Here is an 18,567-nt window from a genome sequence, read left to right as displayed (position 1 = left end):
CGCTCATGACCAGCACGATCGCAGCCATGATGATGGCCGTAACCGCGCCCGCGCGATCCGAGCGCGTGACGTCCTGGTCAGCGCAGCTGTGGCAGGCGCGCATCCAGGCCGGCGCGACGCTGGAGAATGTCCAGGAACAGCAGCGCAGCGAATTCGCGCAGCTCGATGCCGACGGCGACGGCCGGCTCAGCGCGCGTGACGTCGAGCTGCATGCCACCATGGAAGCGGCTCAGGCGCGAATTCAGGCCGTGCAAGGCGTGATGCGCTATGATGTCGATGGTGACGGCTTCGTCACCGAGGACGAGATCCGGAGGCTGATGCGCTATGAGCTGAGGTTTCAGCTGGCGCAGTCGCAGAAAATCAATTCCAGCTATTCTCCGGACAAGCAGATCGACAGCACCGTTCAGCGGCTGATGGCGTTCGACGCCGACAAGGATGGCAAGATCTCAATCGCGGAGGCCGCGAAGTCGGCTGCGGGACAACGGCCGAGCGGCGGCCAGAGCGCTCGCGTTCGCCAGGTGCTCGATGCCGCGGGCAAGGACGAGGTGATGCTGCAGGACTATCTCAGCGCCGGCGAAGCACTGTTCCGCAAGGTCGATACCGACGGCAACGGCACGATCTCGCAGCAGGAGGCGACCGACTACAGCCAGAGCCTGGTTCGCGCGACCGCTGCGAAGAAGGAAGAGGCTGAAAAGGCTGGTTGCGAGCTGCCGGCCGCCTCCGACAACGCCAAGGTGATGCTGTTCAGCGGCTACGAGGCGGAGGCGTTGTCGAACGTCACGCTCAAGTCGCAGGACGTCGAAGTGCGCACCGGCCGCATCGTCATCGAGCCGGGCAACGAGCCGCTCTACCTCGTCGTTTCGACGTATCGTGCCACGATCTGGCAGGTCTCCGGCGCGGTCGAGCGGATCGAGCGGATCGTGGTGAGCAGCATGCAGACCGGTGCCGGCGGCTCCGATCCACAAGCGGCACCGCTCGCGGGCGTGACCGGCGTGCCGGGCGAGCGGGTCAGCTTCCTCAAGCGAACCAACTGTCTCAGCTATTTCTCGGAGGCACCGTCGAGTGGCTCGCTGGTGAGTGCAGGCGCCGTCCGCCGCATGACCGGCAAGGCGCCGGACGTGCTCGCCGCGAGATATTCCGTCAGCGTCTTTTCGGCGCCATCAGGCAAGATCGAGACGACGCGCGATGAGCGTGACGGGTCGCTGGTCATCCGCAAGCGCGAGGGCTCGCTGACGATCATCGGCAGCGGCGGCAACGCCACCATCCAGATGGGCCCGAGCCGCGCCCGCGACGAAATGATGCGATTTTTTCCCGGCGGCGTGATGGAGATCGACCCGAAGACGGTGGTGAGCTCCGTGCCCGCTGTGCCCTATGAGGTGCTGCCGTCGCAGGCCGGAATCGTGCAACTGCTCGCGTCAGGCGCGCTCACCGAGAACCGCAGCGGCGAATACATCGTGCGCAGCAAGATCCGTTTTCCTGCCGGGCTGTATGGCGCGCATTCGGTGACGTTCCTGGTCATGAAGGGCACGCCCTATCCCGACGGCGATCCCGGCCATTCCTGCGTCGTGGTCGAGGAGACGGGCGAGAGCAAGGGCGGGATCTGTCGGTCGCGCTGAGTCATCGCGCGCGTCGCGAGACGAAGCTGATACGCAATCGATTGCGTTCGTTGCCTTCGCTGTCAACCTCTGCGCGGAGCGTTCTCTTCGCGCAGGACAGAAGTTGAAGATGCTCGATGTCATCGTCGGCGTTCGTGCGTGGCGAATGCTTGCGCGAACCGCTTGCGGTGAGTGGCATGCATGATTTTTCCTGTGCGGTCCGTCTCACATCCGCGTGTTGTCGCGTTGGCTCCAACGCGCGATGAGCGGTCACATCGCGCCGTATTCCCGCTGTTGCTGCGACAAAACAGCCCGAAAAAATTAGAACGCATCCAAACGACACCGCCGTTCTAACATTGTTTCGACAAATGGAACCTCCGCAGCCTTATTCCGAACGAAGTCATCGCCGAAACGGCGCAACGGGGGCGCGTTGAATCGTCGGAGGACTGATGACGAATCGAACGGCGAATGTGTTGCCGTGTGTTGCTGCTGTCGTGCTGGTGGGAGCGGCGGCGGTGACAGTCGAGTTTCAACCGGCATCGGCTGCTGACGAATGCCTTGCAAAGCCTGGGGAGACTCCGGCTGGAAAGCATTGGTTCTATCGCGTCGATCGCACGACGAAGAAGCAGTGCTGGTATCTTCGCGAGGACGATCGCGCGGCGCAGGGCGCCTCGCTCACCACGCGGAAATTGGCCTCGCATCGGGATCGCACGGCGCTGTCGTCATCTGCGGCCGATGCGCGCGCCGAAATCCAGTCCTCGGCGAATCAGGCCGGCGACGAGATCAAGCCGACGGCGTCGGGGCCGAGCGTAGCGACGCGTCCCTCCGGCGTGTTCCCGCCGGTCGCTGCATTTCCCGCTGCGCCTGCGCCCGCTCCGGCGCCCTCCACCGCGGCGGCTCCTGCGCCGATGAACTCGGCGCCAGTGGCCGAGACGAGCGCTGCGGCGCCGGCCGATTCGGCTGTCGCGACGCGCTGGCCCGATTCATCCGACACGCTGCAGGCGCAGCCCGTGCCTGCGCCGCGATCGTCGTCCTATACCGTTGCAGCAGCGACGAGCGATGCCGCGACGGCCGACACCACTGCGCCGATCACGACCTCGCAGACGGTGGCCGAAGCAGCTCCGACGATGTCGGTCACCGGGATCAATGACGAAGCAGCGCGCACGCGCCTGTTCGCTTTCCTCGGGGCTGTTGCGGTTGCGGGGTTCTCGACCAGCGTCCTGCTCGCGCGCGCGCGGGCCAAGCGGCAGCTGCGTCTCGAGCCCGTGGCGGCGCGCCGCGTGTCGCGTTGGCCGGCTGAGCCGGAGCTCGACCGCATGCATCTGCCGGCGGTGGACAGTTTCCACCCGGGGCTTCCGCGCCGCGAGCCGCAGCGCATGGCGCAGGTCTCGGTCGTGCCGCGCGACGACGCGCGCTATGACGAGCAGTACGAGGTCGAAGACCTCCTGGCGCGCTATTCCGGACAGGGGCGCCAGAGGTCGTGAGCCTCAGGCGGCGCTCATCTCGGAGCGGACCTCGGCGCGCAGCTCGTCGATCAGCCTGAGGCCGCCCTTCGTCTCGACGTGCCAGAACGTCCAGCCATTGCAGGCCGGCAGGCCTTGCGCGACGGCGCCGATGCGGTGGATCGAGCCGACCTTGTCACCCAGCATGATCGCCCCGTCGGCGCGCACCAGCGCGCCGTAGCGGCGCTTGGAATCGACGAGCTTGGCGCCGGGCGCGATCATGCCGCGCTCGATCAATTCGGAGAACGCCACCCGCGGCGCTTCGCGCGCGGTCATGAACGGCGCCAGCGTCGCTTCTGGCAGAGGCTCGACCGCCGCGATGCGGCGTTCGGCCGCTTCCGCATAGACCTTGTCGCGCTCGAAGCCGATGTAGCGGCGGCCGAGGCGCTTTGCCACGGCCCCGGTGGTGCCGGTGCCGTTGAACGGATCGATCACCAGATCGCCGGGCTTCGAGGATGACAGCAGCACGCGGGCGAGCAGGCCTTCCGGCTTCTGCGTCGGATGAACCTTCTTGCCGTCGCCGTCCTTCAGCCGCTCCTCGCCGGTGCACAGCGGAATCAGCCAGTCCGAGCGTGCCTGCACGTCCTCGTTGGACGCCTTCAGCGCTTCGTAATTGAACGTGTAGCCCTTCGCCTTCTCGTCGCGCGCGGCCCAGATCATGGTCTCGTGCGCGTTGGTGAAGCGGCGGCCGCGGAAATTCGGCATCGGGTTCGACTTGCGCCACACGATGTCGTTGAGGATCCAGAAGCCGAGATCCTGCATCATCGCGCCGACGCGGAAGATGTTGTGATAGGAGCCGATCACCCAGATCGTCGCGCTCGGCTTCATCGCGCGGCGCGCGGCGAGCAGCCAGGCGCGGGTGAAGTCGTCATAGGCGGCGAACGAGGAGAACTTGTCCCAATCGTCATTGACGGCATCGACCTGCGATTCGTCGGGACGCTTGAGCTCGCCCTTGAGCTGCAGATTGTATGGCGGGTCCGCAAACACCAGGTCGACGGATGCGGCCGGCAGTTTCGACATCTCGGCGACGCAGTCGCCGACGATGATTCGGTGCTCTTCAAGGGGCTGAAATTTAGTGCGGGGCGCCTTTGCAGACGCCCCGCGACGCGACTCTACCATGACTCAAGAACTCTGACTCAGGCGACGCTGTCGGCGACGCGGGACCTAACAACCGACTGCCCACACATTGACCTGGCAAAGTAAAAATGGACTTAACCGGGAAAATTTTTCGTATCTCTGCAACCATGTTCATCACGCGCACCGACGATGAGGAGGCATTGATCGGTGCGCGGTCGTCTCTCCGCAACGTGTCGATCGCGAATGGCTTTTCGCTGTCTTGCGTATGAGCGGCGCCCGTCGCGGTGCGGCGCGTGCGCCAGTTTATTTGGCAGAGCTAGGCAAAACTTGCCGGGCGGGATATTGATTAACACAGTGGAAATTTTACCTGTTTGCCGCGTTGGGATTTTCGCGCAGAGCCGCGCAAGCACAGTGAGGAAAGGCCGCCATGCGTTACGATGATTTCCGTCGCAGCGACGACATCGATGACCGTCGCGACGACAGCGGCGGCGGGATGGGCGGCGGTATGGGTCTGCCGATCGGCGGCGGCGGGCTCGGCATCGGCACCATCATCGTGCTCGGCCTGATCGGCTACGCCTTCGGCATCGACCCGCGCATCCTGATCGGCGGCGCCGAGATGGTGAGCCATGGCAGCTCGCCGAGCTATCAGGCCGATCGGCGCTCGCCGGGCAAGACCGGCGCGCCGAAGGACGAGATGGGCGACATGATCGCCGGCGTGCTCGGCGAGATCGACGACCGCTGGAGCGAGATCTTCCAATCGAGCGGCCAGAATTACACCGGACCGAAGATCGTGCTGTTTCGCAACAGCACCAATGGCGGCCGCTGCGGCATGGCGCAGTCGGCGATGGGGCCGTTCTATTGTCCGCCGGACCGGCAGATCTTCCTCGATACCAACTTCTTCCGCGAGGTCGAGACACGCTTCCGCGGCTGCCAGGGCAACGCCTGCAAGTTCACCGCGGCCTACATCATCGCGCATGAGGCCGGGCACCACGTCCAGAACCTGCTCGGCATCCTGCCGCGGGTGACGCGCATGCAGCAGCAGGCCGACAACAAGGCCGAGGCCAACGCGCTGCAGGTCAAGGTCGAGTTGCAGGCGGACTGCCTCTCGGGTGTCTGGGTCAATCGTGAGGCGAAGAAGCGGCCGGGCTTCCTTGAGGATGGCGATATCGATGCGGCGCTGACCACGGCGTCCGCCATCGGCGACGACACCTTGCAGCGCAAGGCTACGGGTCGGGTGGTGCCGGACTCGTTCACCCACGGCTCGGCGGCGCAGCGCAAGCGCTGGTTCATGATCGGCTATCAGCAGGGCACAGTCCAGGCCTGCAACACGTTCGCCGCGAACGCGCAGCTCTAGGGAGGGCGAGTCACGATGGCGATCGACGAGAGCAAGAGCTTCATTCCCCTCAACATCGCCGTGCTGACGGTGTCCGACACGCGCGCGCTCGCCGACGACAAGTCGGGCAATACCTTGAGCGATCGCCTGACCGCGGCCGGCCACAAGCTCGCTGCGCGCGACATCGTCACCGACGATGTCGAGAAGATCCGCGCCGTGGTGAAAGGATGGATCGCCGACCCCGGCGTCGATGTCATCATCACCACCGGCGGCACCGGCTTCACTGGCCGTGACGTCACGCCGGAGGCGATCGAGCCGCTGTTCGAGAAGCGGATGGACGGCTTCTCGATCGCCTTCCACCTGCTGAGCCATGCCAAGATCGGAACGTCGACGATCCAGAGCCGCGCCACGGCGGGCGTCGCCGGCGCGACCTACATCTTCTGCCTGCCGGGCTCGCCGGGCGCATGCCGCGACGGCTGGGACGGCATCCTCGCAGCCCAGCTCGACTACCGCACGCGGCCCTGCAACTTCGTCGAGATCATGCCGCGGCTCGACGAGCATCTGCGCCGGCCGAAGGCGCAAGGCGCGACGGCCTGATTTGAGGAATAGCGGAGGCGTTCAGCCGGCTCACTTCGCCGGCACGATCTCGAACGCGCCGCCGCCTTCGATCGCAGCGCCGAGGAGACCTCCGACCATGGCGGCCCCAAAATGATTGCCGCGCGGGCCGACGAGCATTCGGTAGGTTTTGCCGGGCTCGGCATTGAAACGAATGTTCGACGAGCCCGGCGAGGACCAGGCCGAGACGGTGATCGTCGTTTCGCCTGATGTGAGCTGGCCGCTGTAGCTCTCGCCACGGCCAAGGCTCGCCATCTTGGCGCCGTTGATCTCGACCGTGGCATTCACGCCCATGAAGAGCAGGTCGGTCGTCCGTGTGATCTCGACCGTTGCCGGTCCCTTGATCGCTTGTTCCTTGATCGCCTGTCCCTTGTGCGCTTGTCGCTTGGACGCTTTTTGCTTGGGCGCTTGTTGCTGAGTCGCCTCTTCCTGCGGCGCGGCGTGAGCCGCCATTCCAGCCCCGACGCCAAACACGACGGCCAACGCAACAAGCGTCGCAAACCTCGATCGCACCATCAAATCCATCACTGCTGAGACCCGCTCCAATTTCGCGGCATACTAGCGGCGCGCGGGAACTTCGCAATCGTCGGGCTCAGCGTGTTGTGGAGGAGAGTTCGCCCCACCGGCGGTTGCTACGGCGACGAGCAGCGCTACAGCTCCAGCCGCCATGTCTCCCCAGTCAGCGGCACGCCGAACATCGCGTGCGGCTCCTCGGCGATCTTGCGGAAGCCGGCGCGGGCATAGATGTCGCGCGCCGCGGTGAGGATGCTCTGCGTCCACAGCTCGACCGTCGTATAGTTCGTTTCGCGCGCAAAGCGGATGCATTGCTCGGTCAGGGCGCGCCCGACGCCAAGCCCGCGCGCCTTCTTCTCGACCAGCAGCAGCCGCAGCTTGGCGACGCCGTTGCCGCCATTGACCAGGAAGATCGAGCCGACCGGTTCGCCGGCGAATTCCGCGATCCAGCAATGCTCGCGGGTGGAATCGTAATTGCGGATGAACTGCGCGCCGATCTCGGCGACCAGCGCCTCGAACGTGGCGTTCCAACCGTACTCCTCGGCGTAGACTGCGCCGTGGCGGGCGACGACCCAGCCGATGTCACCAGGGCGGTGACTGCGCAGCAGCACGGGGGAGCGCTGCGGCCGTTGCGGCTCCAGCGCGCCTTCGATCGTCGCCATGGCGCCGACCAGCCGGTCGCGCAGGGCCGGCGCGAGGGGAGCCAGCATCGCCGCGATTTCCTTCTGCGAGCTGCGATCGAGCCGGGCGTAGGCCTGCCGCCCCTTTGCGGTCAGGCCGAGCTGCTGCTGACGGCGATCCGAGGGCAACGGGGTGCGGCTGATGAGGCTCTTCTCGTCGAAGCTCTGCACGATGCGGCTGAGATAGCCGGCGTCGAGGCCGAGCGAGAGGCCGATCTCCTTGGCCGAGATCGCCTCGTGCTGCGCCAGCTCGTAGAGCACGCGCGCCTCGGCGAGCGAGAACGGGCTGTCCAGCAAATGCTGGTCGAGCGCGCCGAGCTTGCGGGTGTAGAAGCGGTTGAAGGCGCGAACGGCGGCGACCTGCTGGTCCGCGACCTCTGCGTCAACGAGTTGGCTGTCTGATCGAGAAGGATTCATGAGCACCTCCGATATTTGCCATTGTCAACCAAATGATTGACTTTGGCAAGTATCGGCGTCGCTCAGACCATCACGATCCGGCTGCGCAGCATGGTGCGGGAGGAGCGGCCGAGCTGGCGCAGCAGCCGCGTCTCCGCGCGTTTGACGTCCGGCCGGTAGCCGCCGACCTGGCGGTAGTGCTCCCGGGCGATCAGCAGGCCCTGGTCTCCGAGCGGCCCGATCAGGGCGCGGGCGACGGAGCGCAGGCGGTCGCGCAGGCTGACGGCTGCATAGGGCGAGCGGGCGTAGCGGAAAACGCCGGCGAGCGGACGTCCCGCGGCGCCGACGCTCTGGACGAACTGCATGGTCTCGTCGATCCAGCCGGGATCGAGCACGGCGCCTGCGGGCAGGAACATCAGCCAGGGCGCGCGGGCCTGTGCGGCGCCGGCCGCCAGCGCTGCGGCATGCGAGCCCTCGAACTTCATGAAGTGGCAGCCGGCGACATCGGCGACCCGCTCGATCACGCTGGAATCGGACGAGCGGTCGATCAGCAACACCTCCGTGACGACGCCGGCCGCGGCGCCCGGCACCAGCGCCGACAGCGTGGCCACGGCGGTCTGCTCGACCCCCTCGGTCGGAATGATCACGCTCAGCATGAACCTGGCATCTTCGTTGGCAGTACCTCCGGTTCTCTTGTTATCATCTTGTCATAACTGAATCAGCCCGCCGCACTGCAGAATTTTGCAGCAGGCTGCCGGCGGCGCCCGTTCGCGCAACGCCCGAACGGCTGCTATTTCAGGATGCGGCGTGGCTGTGGCTCGCGCTCGGCTAGTTCAGTCGCTGGCCTTAGTCGCCGGCCTGGGCCGGCGTCGTGCCGCCCGCGCTGTTTGGCCAGACCCAATCGCGGATTTCCGGCATGTCCTCGCCATGCGCCCGGACGTAGCGGGCGTGCTCGATCAGCGCATCGCGGAAGCGCTGCTTCACATGCGCCGCCGAGACGGCGAGGCCGGGCACGCGCTCGATCGCCTCGATGGCGAGATGAAAACGATCGAGCTCGTTGAGCACGACCATGTCGAACGGCGTCGTCGTGGTGCCTTCCTCGATGAAGCCGCGCACATGCATGCCGGCATGGTTGGTGCGGCTGTAGGTGAGGCGATGGATGAGATGCGGATAACCGTGATAGGCGAAGATCACCGGCTTGTCGGTCGTGAACAGGCTGTCGAAATCGCGATCGCTGAGGCCATGCGGATGCTCGGTGTCGGGCTGCAGGGTCATGAGATCGACGACGTTGACGACGCGGATCTTCAAATCGGGCAGCGCCTTGCGCAGCAGGTTGACGGCGGCGAGCGTCTCCAATGTCGGGATGTCGCCGGCGCAGGCCATCACCACATCAGGCTCGGCGTCGGCGGGCCCTGTGCCGGCCCATGGCCAGATTCCGATGCCGGCGTCGCAATGCACGGCGGCCTCCTTCATCGACAGGAATTGCGGCGAGGGCTGCTTGCCGGCGACGATGACGTTGATGCGATCGTAGGTGCGCAGGCAATGATCGGCGATCCACAGCAGCGTGTTGGCATCGGGGGGGAAGTAGATGCGGACGATGTCGGCCTTCTTGTTGGCGACGAGATCGACGAAGCCGGGATCCTGATGGCTGAAGCCGTTATGGTCCTGCCGCCAGACATGTGAGGTGAGCAGATAGTTCAGCGAGGCGATCGGCCGCCGCCATGGCAGATGGCGCGACACCTTCAGCCATTTGGCGTGCTGGTTGAACATCGAATCCACGATGTGGATGAAGGCCTCGTAGCAGGAGAAGAGGCCGTGGCGGCCGGTGAGCAGATAGCCTTCGAGCCAGCCCTGGCAGAGATGCTCGCTCAGCACCTCCATGACGCGGCCGTCATGGGCGAGATGCACGTCATAGGGTTCGATGCCTTCCATCCAGACGCGCTCGGTGACGTCGAACACCGCATCGAGCCGGTTGGATGCGGTCTCGTCCGGGCCCATGATGCGGAAGTTCCTGGTGTCTGCGTTCAGCGTGATCACCTCGCGCAGGAACTTGCCGAGCTCGCGCGTCGCTTCCGCGATGGTCTCGCCGGGGGAGCGCACCTCGACTGCGAAGGCGTGATAGTCCGGCAGCTTCAGCTCGCGCTTCAAGAGCCCGCCATTGGCGTGCGGATTGGCGCCCATGCGCCGCGTTCCCCGTGGCGCCAAAGCCTGCAGCTCCGGCACGAGCCGGCCTTGCGCGTCGAACAGAGTCTCCGGCCGATAGCTCTTCATCCAGGCTTCGAGCAAAGCGAGGTGCTCCGGCTTCCCGCGCGGATTTGCGATCGGCACCTGATGCGCGCGCCAAAACCCTTCGACCTTGAGGCCGTCGACCTCCTTGGGGCCGGTCCAGCCCTTCGGACTGCGCAGGATGATCATCGGCCAGCGCGGGCGTTGCAGCACCGCATCCGGCTGGCGCGCGTTCTGCTGGATCGAGCGGATGCTCGCGAGCGCGACGTCGAGCGCGTCCGCCATCTGCCGGTGCATCGCCTTGGGCTCGTCGCCTTCAACGAACAGCGGTGCGTAGCCATAGCCCTCGAACAGGCACTTCAGCTCGGCATCGCCCATGCGGCCGAGCACGGTGGGGTTGGCGATCTTGTAGCCGTTGAGATGCAGGATCGGCAGCACCGCGCCGTCATGCGCTGGGTTCAGGAATTTGTTCGAATGCCAGGACGCGGCGAGCGGGCCGGTCTCGGCCTCGCCGTCGCCGACCACGCAGGCGACGATCAGGTCGGGATTGTCGAATGCCGCGCCATAGGCGTGCACCAGTGCGTAGCCGAGCTCGCCGCCCTCATGGATCGAGCCCGGCGTCTCCGGCGCCGCGTGGCTCGGAATGCCGCCGGGGAAGGAGAACTGCCGGAACAACTTTCGCAGTCCATCCACGTCGCGGGTGATGTCCGGATAGATCTCGCTGTAGGAGCCCTCGAGATAGGTGTTGGCGACCATGCCCGGGCCGCCATGGCCGGGGCCGCAGACATAAATGACGTCGAGATCCTGCGCGGCGATGGCGCGGTTGACGTGGGCGTAGATGAAGTTCAGCCCCGGCGTCGTGCCCCAATGGCCGAGCAGGCGGGGCTTGATGTGCTCCGGCTTCAGCGGCTCGCGCAGCAGAGGGTTGTCCAGCAGATAGATCTGCCCGACCGACAGGTAATTGGCGGCGCGCCAGTAGCGGTCGAGCAGATCGAGATCGTCGGCCGGGTAGGTGGGCTGGTGAGAACTGATCTGCATAGGACCTCGCTTGCCTTCCGCTTCGCGCCTGCGGGAGCGTACATCAGAGTAACGCAGCACCATCCCGTTCCAGCGCGGCCCGAGCATAGAACGGGAATGTGATGGCTGGCCTTGCGCAGGCTCAGACCCGCGCCTGTATCTTCGTTCTATTTTATTCTTGTTATGTTCTTATTTTGTGCTATGTCTTGGTCATGAGCCGAGCATCTTCACATGCCCTCAAGCGCCCACCGGTCCCGGTGCCCTCCGAGCCGGTGGGCGCGCCTTCCTCAGGTCCTGAGGACTTTCCCGAACTCGCGGTCGCCATTGAACGGGGCCGGCGCCGCGGCCGGGGTGCACAATCCAATGCGAGCGGCCGCTACGAGGCGGAGGCCCGTGTTGTCTTCGATGACGGCTGGCAGAGCCTCGAAGACCTGCCGCCGTTCAAGACGACGGTCGCGACCGACACCTCGCGCAAGGTGATCACCCGCAACGATTCGCCCGACATCGGCTTCGATCGCTCGATCAATCCGTATCGTGGCTGCGAGCATGGCTGCGTCTATTGTTTCGCGCGGCCGACCCACGCCTTTCTCGGCCTGTCGCCGGGGCTCGATTTCGAATCCAAGCTGTTCGTGAAGCCGGACGCGCCGGCGCTCCTGGAAAAGGAATTGGCGGCCACCGGCTATGAGCCGCGAATGATCGCGATCGGCACCAACACCGATCCGTACCAGCCGATCGAGCGTGAGCGGAAGGTCATGCGCGGCATCCTCGAGGTGCTGGAAAAGGTTGGCCATCCCGTCGGGATCGTGACCAAGTCGGCGCTGGTGATGCGTGATGCCGACATCCTGGCGCGGATGGCCAAGAAGAACCTGGCGAAGGTCGCGATATCGGTGACCACGCTGGACCCGAAGCTGGCGCGCACCATGGAGCCGCGGGCGTCTACGCCGTCCAAGCGTCTGGAGGCACTGCAGGCATTGTCGAAGGCCGGCATTCCGACCACGGTGATGGTTGCGCCTGTCATCCCGGCGCTGAACGACATCGAGATCGAGCGCATCCTCGATGCCGCCGCGCATGCGGGGGTCAAGGAAGCGGCTTACGTTCTGCTGCGGCTGCCACTGGAGGTGCGTGATCTGTTTCGCGAATGGCTGCTGGAGCATTATCCGGACCGTTATCGCCACGTCTTTACCTTGATCCGCGACATGCGCGGCGGTCGCGACTACGACTCGCAATGGGGCACGCGGATGAAGGGCACCGGACCGATGGCCTGGATGATCGGCCGCCGCTTCGAGATCGCCTGCGAGAAGCTCGGGCTGAACAAGCGGCGGACGAAGCTGACGACGGATCATTTCGTGCGGCCGAAGGGTGGCGGGCAGCAGTTGAGTTTGTTCTGAGTTCTGCGGGGCGGACAATGAGTGCAGAGGTCGTCGTGCCGCGGTTCACGGGCATCACTCTGGGCGTATCCGAGATGCGCCGGAGCATCGCGTTCTATGCGTCGCTTGGCTTTGCCCGGAAGTTTCGCGCGACCGGCGAGGCCGTGGCGTTTTTCGAGACGGGGGGGACCGTGTTGGCGCTGTATCCCTGGGAAGCGCTCGCGCACGACGCGGGCGTTGCCGACCAGCCGCGGCCGCCGGCCTTCCGTGGTGTCACGCTGGCCTGGAATTGCCGATCGGAGGCCGAGGTCGATGCTGCGCTGCTGTCGGCGGTCGAGAAGGGGGCGACGCTGCTGAAGCCGGGGCAGCCGACCGACTATGGTGGCTACAGCGGCTATTTTGCCGATCCGGACGGCCATGTCTGGGAGGTGGTCGTGGCGCCGGGGATCGATGTCGGCGAGGACAATCGAGTGCATCTGCCGGTCTAGTCGCTGGCCCTTGGCTGCGGTGGGAATAGCGGGGAATTGAGCGGGGTTCCGGGTTGCGTTGACGGGGGCCGGTCCTCAGGATGCCCGCCATGATTCGTGACCAAGCCGACAAGCCGGGCAGGGCGAAAGCCACCACCGCCGCGAAGAAAGGCTCCGCGGTGAAAAGTGCGAGCAAACCGGCCGCTGCGAACAAGGTGGGCGCCAAGCCGGGCAAAGGCATCATCGCCGTGGCGCCGCCGAGCTTTCGGCGCGAGCGTGCACTGCTGAAGCAGGGCATCTGGCCGGTCGCCGGCTGCGACGAGGCCGGCCGTGGGCCGCTCGCCGGCCCGGTGGTGGCGGCAGCGGTGATTCTCGATCCCAATCGTATCCCGAAGGGCCTGGACGATTCCAAGCGCCTGAGTGCCGAGCAGCGCGAGGCGCTGTTCGACAAGATCTGCAAGACCTCGGCCTTCGCCGTGGCGATGGCCTCGCCGTCGCGAATCGATCGCGACAATATCCTGCGGGCGTCGCTCTGGGCGCTGTCGCGAGCCGTGCGGGCGCTGCCGGAGGCGCCGAAGCATGTGTTCGTCGACGGCCGCGATCGCATCGACGTCGATTGCAATTGTGAGGCGGTGATCGGCGGCGACGGGCTGGTGATGTCGATCGCCGCGGCCTCGATCGTCGCCAAGGTGACGCGCGACCGGCTGATGTGCGCGCTGGCGCAGGATTGCCCCGGCTACGGCTTCGAGCAGCACAAGGGGTACGGGGTGCCGGAGCATCTTGCCGCCCTCGACCGGCTCGGTCCCTCCGTGCATCACCGCAGCCTGTTTGCGCCGGTCGTGGCGGCCCGGCAGAAGCATCAGCCCTTGGCCGTGCAGCCGGAGCCCGATCTGTTTGCGGAGATCACGGTGGTGACCTCCACCGAAATCTCGCTTCAAGCCTGATGCCGGTTGCCTCGACTGCGCCGCGGTCTTAAAGCTTGAGATAGCCAACCAGCACGAAGTGTCACTCCTCGCAGCGGGGGCGGTGTTGTGGGCCCAAATCGTGCGGTATCGATTGCGGGCGTCGGACAACGCGGCTGCGGATGAGGGACGGTCCTGCCGGCCTCCTCGACGTCCCAAGCGACCCAGCCAAGCGAACCAGCCGTTCATGCGTTTCACGTCCCTGGTTGTCGAACTGATCCGCGCAAGGCCGCGGCTGGTCGTCGTCATCGTGGTGCTGTGCCAGGCGCTGATGTGGCTCGGCACGGCCGTGCTGTTCTATCGCAGCCCGCCCGGCCAGCTCGCCACGACCATCGCGTTCGGCAGGGAATACCAGGTCGGCACCGATCTCGGGCCGCCGCTGTCGTTCTGGCTGGCCGACATCGCTTATCGTGCCGCTGGGAATCATTTGTTCGGCGTCTACGTCCTCGCGGTGCTGTCTTCGGCGCTGGCGCTCTGGGTCATCTATCTGCTGGCGCGCTCCATTGTTGGCGGCCAGCAGGCGGTGCTCGCCGTGCTGCTCACCATGACCATCACCGCGTTCGGCGCGCCCACGCTCGAATTCGGTCCCGAGGTGCTGGCGCGTCCGCTGTGGGCGCTGCTGTTGCTGCATAGCTGGCGGATTCTCGGCCAGGGCCGGCGCAATGCCTGGTTCGCCTGGTCGATCGAGGCGGGGCTCCTGCTGCTGACCACGCCGGCCGCCGCCGGCCTGCTGCTGCTGCTGGCCGGCTTCGCCGTCTCGACTGCCCAGGGCCGCCGCGTGCTGCGCTCGTTCGATCCGCTGTTCGCACTGCTCGTTGTGCTGGCGCTGGCGCTGCCCTACCTCATCTTCGTGCTGCGCTCCGACAGCGTCGGCCTGCCGGCGCTGCCGGTTCTTGCACAATTGTCCGCGCGTGGCTGGCACTGGCTTGCGCTTGCCGGCGGATTGCTGCTGGCGAGCGCCGCGATGCTGCTGCTCGTCGTGCTCGACGCCAGCTGGGTCAGCCGCGGCGACACCGATGCGCCGATCATCTATCGCCGCGCCGTGCCGCCGCTCGCCCGCGATTTCGTGTACTGCTTCGCGATCGCACCGGCGCTGGCGGGCAGTTTGATCTCCGGCTTGTTCGGTCTGCCCGCCGTCTTCGGCGGCACCGCGGTCAGCCTGACGATGGTGGGACTGGCCCTGGTGGTGGCCTCTGGCGATCTGATCTATCTGCGCCGGCAGAGACTTCTTCGCGTGATCTGGGCCGCGGCGGTCGCCGCGCCTGCGATCCTCGTCGCCGGCAACGCCGTCGTGCAGCCCTTGCTCGGCGACGGCGAGGTCGCGACCTCGATGCCGGCCCGCGACATCTCCCGCTTCTTCGTCGAGAATTTTGAGCGCCGCACCAACCAGCGGCTGCAGGCGGTCGCGGGTGATCCGCAGCTCGCCGGGCTCATCGCGCTCGGCCGCCGCCGCGCGCATCTGTTCCTCGATGCCACGCCGCAGCGGACGCCCTGGATCACGCCGGCCAAGTTCGCCGAGAACGGCGGCATCGTCGTCTGGCGCGCCTCCGACACCGCCGGCACGCCGCCGCCGGAGCTGGTCCAGCGCTTTCCCGGCCTGGTGCCGGAAGTGCCGCGCAGCTTCGACTGGCTGATCAACGGCCGCCAGCCGGTGCTGCGCATCGGCTGGGCGATCATCCGGCCGAAGGGGTCGTAGCGCTTCCACACTCTCCGTCATTGCGAGGAGCGAAGCGACGACGCAATCCAGAGTCGTGGGCGGGACTCTGGATTGCTTCGCTTCGCTCGCAATGACGTGGAGAGGGCTGGAGCCTAAACCGCCAGCACCGTCGCGATCGCGCGCAGATCCTGCCAGGACAGCCGCTTGTAGGACGGCGAGCGCAGCAGATAGGCCGGGTGGAAGGTGGCGATCGCGCGAATGGTGCGCTTGCCGGTGTCGTAGTCGCGCCATTTGCCGCGCGTGCGCATGATGCCCTCGGTGGTGCCGAGCAGCGCCTGGGTCGACGGGTTGCCGAGCGTCACCAGCACGTCGGGATCGACCAGCTCGATCTGGCGGCGGATGAAGGGCAGGCAGATCTGCGTCTCCTGCGGCGTCGGCGTACGGTTGCCGGGCGGCCGCCACGGGATGACGTTGGCGATGTAGACCTTGGTGCGGTCGAGCCCGATCGCGCCGATCATGCGGTCGAGCAGTTTTCCCGAGCGGCCGACGAAGGGAAGCCCCTCGATGTCCTCGTCGCGGCCCGGCGCCTCGCCGACCAGCATGATCCGCGCCTCCGGATTGCCGTCGGCGAACACCAGCCGCGACGCCGTCTGCTTCAGCGCACAGCCGTCGAAGTTTTCCAAGAGCTCGCGCAGCGCCTGCAGCGTCGGCGCGGTGCGCGCGGCCTCGCGCGCCGAGGCGATCGCCGCGTCCGGCGGCGGCGGCGGTTCTCCGCGCGGCGGAATGATCGCAGGCGCGCCCGGCCGGCCGGGCTGCGGCGCTGTGGCCTGCCGCGCGACAGGTGCGGCCGCCGGCGCGGGGTCGGGCTCGACCAACCGGTTGATCGGCTCATCGGCGAGCGCGCAGTCGACGCCGGCCTCCAGATAGAAGGCGAGCAGCTGCCGGACGTCGGGGAGGGGCTCGGGGGGCATCATGATCGTCAACTGCGACAGTCTACGCCGTCTCCGCGCATGGCGGAATGCATTTACGTGGTTGTCCTGCCCGGAAAAATCGGAAACAAGAGCTTGGAATAACCCAAAAACGGGACGGAACGCCCTAGTGTTCCGGCGGCCGCCTTCGCTCCCCTCAGGATCAGCCTCCAGCGAAACGCGAACGCCTTGAGGAACCCTAGTTAAGTCATTGTTGCTATTGCAGCTCTCGGGTTTGACCTTTGCTTGCGCCGGGGGGCGGCAGGGACCACATCCAGCTGCATCAGCCGGGCCTTGAGATCGAGAGACATGAGCACCGAAGAATTACCCGAGCGCGAATCCATGGAGTTCGACGTCGTTATCGTCGGCGCCGGCCCGTCGGGCCTGACCGCCGCGATCCGGCTGAAACAGCTCAATGCCGATCTCAACGTCGTCGTGGTCGAGAAAGGGTCCGAGGTCGGCGCGCACATCCTGTCCGGCGCCGTGATCGATCCGGTCGCGCTCGACAAGCTCATCCCGGATTGGCGCACCGATGACGACTGCCCGCTGAAGACCCAGGTCCAGGTCGACAAGTTCTTCTGGATGACCGAGAGCAGCGCGGTCTCGCTGCCGGCCTTTGCGATGCCGCCCTTGATGGACAACCATCATTGCTACATCGGCTCGCTCGGCAATGTCTGTCGCTGGCTGTCGCGCAAGGCCGAGGCGCTCGGCGTCGAGATCTATCCGGGCTTCGCGGCGGCAGAGGTGCTCTACGATGAGCAGGGCGCGGTGCGCGGCATCGCCACCGGCGACATGGGCATCGGCCGGGACGGCAAGCCGAAAGCCTCCTTCACCCGCGGCATGGAGCTGCTCGGCAAGTACACGCTGTTCGCCGAAGGCGCGCGCGGCAGCCTCTCCAAGCAGCTGATTTCGAAGTTCGCACTCGACGCCAAGAGCGAGCCGCCGAAATTCGGCATCGGCCTCAAGGAGGTCTGGCAGATCGATCCCGCCAAGCACCAGAAGGGCCTGATCCAGCATTCGTTCGGCTGGCCGCTCGACATGAAGACCGGCGGCGGCTCGTTCCTGTATCACTACGACGACAATCTCGTCGCCGTTGGCTTCGTCGTTCACCTGAACTACGACGATCCCTATCTGTCGCCGTTCGAGGAATTCCAGCGCTTCAAGACGCATCCCTCGATCCGCGGCGTGTTCGAAGGCGGCAAGCGCCTCGCTTATGGCGCGCGCGCCATCACCGAAGGCGGCTATCAGTCGGTGCCGCGGCTGTCGTTCGCCGGCGGCGCGCTGATCGGCTGCGCGGCTGGCTTCGTCAACGTGCCGCGCATCAAGGGCGTGCACAATGCGATGGGCAGCGCGATGCTCGCGGCCGAGCACGTCAATGCCGCGCTCGCTGCGGGCCGTGCCAATGATGAGCTCGTGAGTTACGAGAACGCCTGGCGCGGCTCGCCGGTCGGGGAGGACCTGTTCAAGGTCCGCAACGTCAAGCCGCTGTGGTCGAAGTTCGGCACCGTGCTCGGCGTCGTCCTCGGCGGCTTCGACATGTGGTGCAACACGCTCGGCTTCTCGCTGTTCGGCACCCAGTCGCACGCCAAGCCGGATCGCGCCACGCTCGATCCCGCCAAGGCGCACCAGCCCAGACCTGCGATGAAGCCGGACGGCAAGCTGACCTTCGACAAGCTGTCCTCGGTCTTCCTCTCGAATACCAATCATGAGGAAGACCAGCCGGTGCATCTGAAGGTTGCCGACATGGCGCTGCAGAAGAGCTCCGAGCACGACGTCTATGCCGGCCCGTCGAACCGCTATTGCCCGGCCGGCGTGTACGAGTGGGTCGAGGACGGCACCAGCCCCCGCTTCGTGATCAACGCGCAGAACTGCGTCCACTGCAAGACCTGCGACGTCAAGGATCCCAACGGCAACATCACCTGGGTTCCTCCGGAAGGCGGCGGCGGCCCGAACTACGAAGCGATGTAATCTAGAGTTAACGCACGATTGCGTGAGCCGGCGGCCCTGGCAGGGGCAGCCGGCCACGATACGGCCATCTTGGCGCGGTTTGTCGCAGGAGACCTTGGCCAAAGGGGCTCCCGGCTGACCCGAATATCCTGCAAATCCTTGCGGTTGGCCGCCAAACGCGGCATTGTCGGCGCCTTGACGAGCGGCCGACCGGGTTCGTGTCCGATACGACCAATCCATATCCA

The 18,567-nt window shown here is 66.1% G+C and carries 15 protein-coding genes; 9 read left to right on the top strand and 6 right to left on the bottom strand.

All coding sequences use genetic code 11. The features are described from left to right. Positions 1–5: 5 nt before the first annotated feature. Together BRAD285_RS23695 and BRAD285_RS23690 are read left to right on the top strand one after the other, a co-directional pair. Positions 6–1,616, top strand: coding sequence for an EF-hand domain-containing protein (locus BRAD285_RS23695; RefSeq protein ID WP_035646696.1), 1,611 nt, complete (start codon positions 6–8; stop codon positions 1,614–1,616). Between the two features lie 428 nt (positions 1,617–2,044). Beyond that, the gene (locus tag BRAD285_RS23690; protein WP_006612410.1) at positions 2,045–3,079 is read left to right on the top strand and encodes a hypothetical protein; all 1,035 of its coding nucleotides are present in this window, start codon (positions 2,045–2,047) and stop codon (positions 3,077–3,079) included. A 3-nt stretch (positions 3,080–3,082) separates the two neighbouring features. Here the strand turns inward: BRAD285_RS23690 and BRAD285_RS23685 are convergent, their stop codons facing one another. After that, on the bottom strand, positions 3,083–4,216 hold the full coding sequence (locus BRAD285_RS23685) for a site-specific DNA-methyltransferase (RefSeq protein WP_006612409.1): 1,134 nt from the start codon (positions 4,214–4,216) through the stop codon (positions 3,083–3,085). A 385-nt stretch (positions 4,217–4,601) separates the two neighbouring features. Between BRAD285_RS23685 and BRAD285_RS23680 the strand changes: the two genes are divergently transcribed. Together BRAD285_RS23680 and moaB are read left to right on the top strand one after the other, a co-directional pair. Further along, positions 4,602–5,528 carry a neutral zinc metallopeptidase gene (locus BRAD285_RS23680; protein WP_035646691.1) on the top strand — a complete coding sequence of 309 codons (927 nt, stop codon included), beginning with the start codon at positions 4,602–4,604 and terminating at the stop codon, positions 5,526–5,528. 15 nt (positions 5,529–5,543) lie between these two features. Further along, complete coding sequence (gene moaB, locus BRAD285_RS23675; RefSeq protein ID WP_006612407.1) at positions 5,544–6,104, top strand: molybdenum cofactor biosynthesis protein B; 561 nt, start codon at positions 5,544–5,546, stop codon at positions 6,102–6,104. A gap of 30 nt (positions 6,105–6,134) precedes the next feature. Here moaB and BRAD285_RS23670 read toward each other — a convergent pair whose 3' ends face one another. The 4 genes from BRAD285_RS23670 to BRAD285_RS23655 all read right to left on the bottom strand — a co-directional run bounded on the left by BRAD285_RS23670 (position 6,135) and on the right by BRAD285_RS23655 (position 10,975). Next, entirely contained in the window at positions 6,135–6,575 is a 441-nt protein-coding gene (locus BRAD285_RS23670; protein ID WP_244422219.1) for a hypothetical protein, read from the bottom strand. Between the two features lie 197 nt (positions 6,576–6,772). Then, complete coding sequence (locus BRAD285_RS23665) at positions 6,773–7,732, bottom strand: helix-turn-helix domain-containing GNAT family N-acetyltransferase (RefSeq protein WP_035646688.1); 960 nt, start codon at positions 7,730–7,732, stop codon at positions 6,773–6,775. A gap of 62 nt (positions 7,733–7,794) precedes the next feature. Continuing rightward, complete coding sequence (locus BRAD285_RS23660; protein ID WP_006612404.1) at positions 7,795–8,367, bottom strand: glycosyltransferase; 573 nt, start codon at positions 8,365–8,367, stop codon at positions 7,795–7,797. 190 nt (positions 8,368–8,557) lie between these two features. Then, positions 8,558–10,975 (bottom strand): phosphoketolase, encoded by a 2,418-nt coding sequence (locus BRAD285_RS23655; RefSeq protein ID WP_035646685.1) that lies wholly within the window; start codon positions 10,973–10,975, stop codon positions 8,558–8,560. A gap of 191 nt (positions 10,976–11,166) precedes the next feature. Between BRAD285_RS23655 and BRAD285_RS23650 the strand changes: the two genes are divergently transcribed. The 4 genes from BRAD285_RS23650 (at position 11,167) to BRAD285_RS23635 (ending at position 15,446) form a co-directional block, all read left to right on the top strand. Next, complete coding sequence (locus BRAD285_RS23650) at positions 11,167–12,342, top strand: PA0069 family radical SAM protein (protein ID WP_035646683.1); 1,176 nt, start codon at positions 11,167–11,169, stop codon at positions 12,340–12,342. A 17-nt stretch (positions 12,343–12,359) separates the two neighbouring features. Continuing rightward, a complete protein-coding gene (locus BRAD285_RS23645) occupies positions 12,360–12,809 on the top strand; it encodes a VOC family protein (RefSeq protein ID WP_006612401.1) in 450 nt (149 codons plus the stop codon). Between the two features lie 80 nt (positions 12,810–12,889). Continuing rightward, entirely contained in the window at positions 12,890–13,732 is an 843-nt protein-coding gene (locus BRAD285_RS23640; protein WP_006612400.1) for a ribonuclease HII, read from the top strand. 205 nt (positions 13,733–13,937) lie between these two features. Next, complete coding sequence (locus BRAD285_RS23635) at positions 13,938–15,446, top strand: glycosyltransferase family 39 protein (RefSeq protein WP_006612399.1); 1,509 nt, start codon at positions 13,938–13,940, stop codon at positions 15,444–15,446. A 113-nt stretch (positions 15,447–15,559) separates the two neighbouring features. Here the strand turns inward: BRAD285_RS23635 and BRAD285_RS23630 are convergent, their stop codons facing one another. Beyond that, on the bottom strand, positions 15,560–16,378 hold the full coding sequence (locus BRAD285_RS23630) for a uracil-DNA glycosylase (RefSeq protein ID WP_087877735.1): 819 nt from the start codon (positions 16,376–16,378) through the stop codon (positions 15,560–15,562). Positions 16,379–16,684: 306 nt separating this feature from the next. On the opposite strand from BRAD285_RS23630, the gene BRAD285_RS23625 reads away from it, so the two are divergent. Then, complete coding sequence (locus BRAD285_RS23625; RefSeq protein ID WP_006613552.1) at positions 16,685–18,343, top strand: electron transfer flavoprotein-ubiquinone oxidoreductase; 1,659 nt, start codon at positions 16,685–16,687, stop codon at positions 18,341–18,343. Positions 18,344–18,567 lie beyond the last annotated feature (224 nt).

Origin of the sequence: Bradyrhizobium sp. ORS 285 (assembly GCF_900176205.1) — a bacterium.
GTDB lineage: Bacteria > Pseudomonadota > Alphaproteobacteria > Rhizobiales > Xanthobacteraceae > Bradyrhizobium.
The sequence above is the reverse complement of the archived record's forward strand: the minus strand, read 5'-3'. Positions and strand labels throughout refer to the sequence as shown.

Bases quoted from the DNA above. Each gene is read 5' to 3' on its own strand.
- BRAD285_RS23695 (WP_035646696.1), top strand. From the start codon at position 6: ATGACCAGCACGATCGCAGCCATGATGATGGCCGTAACCGCGCCCGCG.
- BRAD285_RS23690 (WP_006612410.1), top strand. From the start codon at position 2,045: ATGACGAATCGAACGGCGAATGTGTTGCCGTGTGTTGCTGCTGTCGTG.
- BRAD285_RS23685 (WP_006612409.1), bottom strand. From the start codon at position 4,216: ATGGTAGAGTCGCGTCGCGGGGCGTCTGCAAAGGCGCCCCGCACTAAA.
- BRAD285_RS23680 (WP_035646691.1), top strand. From the start codon at position 4,602: ATGCGTTACGATGATTTCCGTCGCAGCGACGACATCGATGACCGTCGC.
- moaB (WP_006612407.1), top strand. From the start codon at position 5,544: ATGGCGATCGACGAGAGCAAGAGCTTCATTCCCCTCAACATCGCCGTG.
- BRAD285_RS23670 (WP_244422219.1), bottom strand. From the start codon at position 6,575: ATGGCGGCTCACGCCGCGCCGCAGGAAGAGGCGACTCAGCAACAAGCG.
- BRAD285_RS23665 (WP_035646688.1), bottom strand. From the start codon at position 7,732: ATGAATCCTTCTCGATCAGACAGCCAACTCGTTGACGCAGAGGTCGCG.
- BRAD285_RS23660 (WP_006612404.1), bottom strand. From the start codon at position 8,367: ATGCTGAGCGTGATCATTCCGACCGAGGGGGTCGAGCAGACCGCCGTG.
- BRAD285_RS23655 (WP_035646685.1), bottom strand. From the start codon at position 10,975: ATGCAGATCAGTTCTCACCAGCCCACCTACCCGGCCGACGATCTCGAT.
- BRAD285_RS23650 (WP_035646683.1), top strand. From the start codon at position 11,167: ATGAGCCGAGCATCTTCACATGCCCTCAAGCGCCCACCGGTCCCGGTG.
- BRAD285_RS23645 (WP_006612401.1), top strand. From the start codon at position 12,360: ATGAGTGCAGAGGTCGTCGTGCCGCGGTTCACGGGCATCACTCTGGGC.
- BRAD285_RS23640 (WP_006612400.1), top strand. From the start codon at position 12,890: ATGCCCGCCATGATTCGTGACCAAGCCGACAAGCCGGGCAGGGCGAAA.
- BRAD285_RS23635 (WP_006612399.1), top strand. From the start codon at position 13,938: ATGCGTTTCACGTCCCTGGTTGTCGAACTGATCCGCGCAAGGCCGCGG.
- BRAD285_RS23630 (WP_087877735.1), bottom strand. From the start codon at position 16,378: ATGCCCCCCGAGCCCCTCCCCGACGTCCGGCAGCTGCTCGCCTTCTAT.
- BRAD285_RS23625 (WP_006613552.1), top strand. From the start codon at position 16,685: ATGAGCACCGAAGAATTACCCGAGCGCGAATCCATGGAGTTCGACGTC.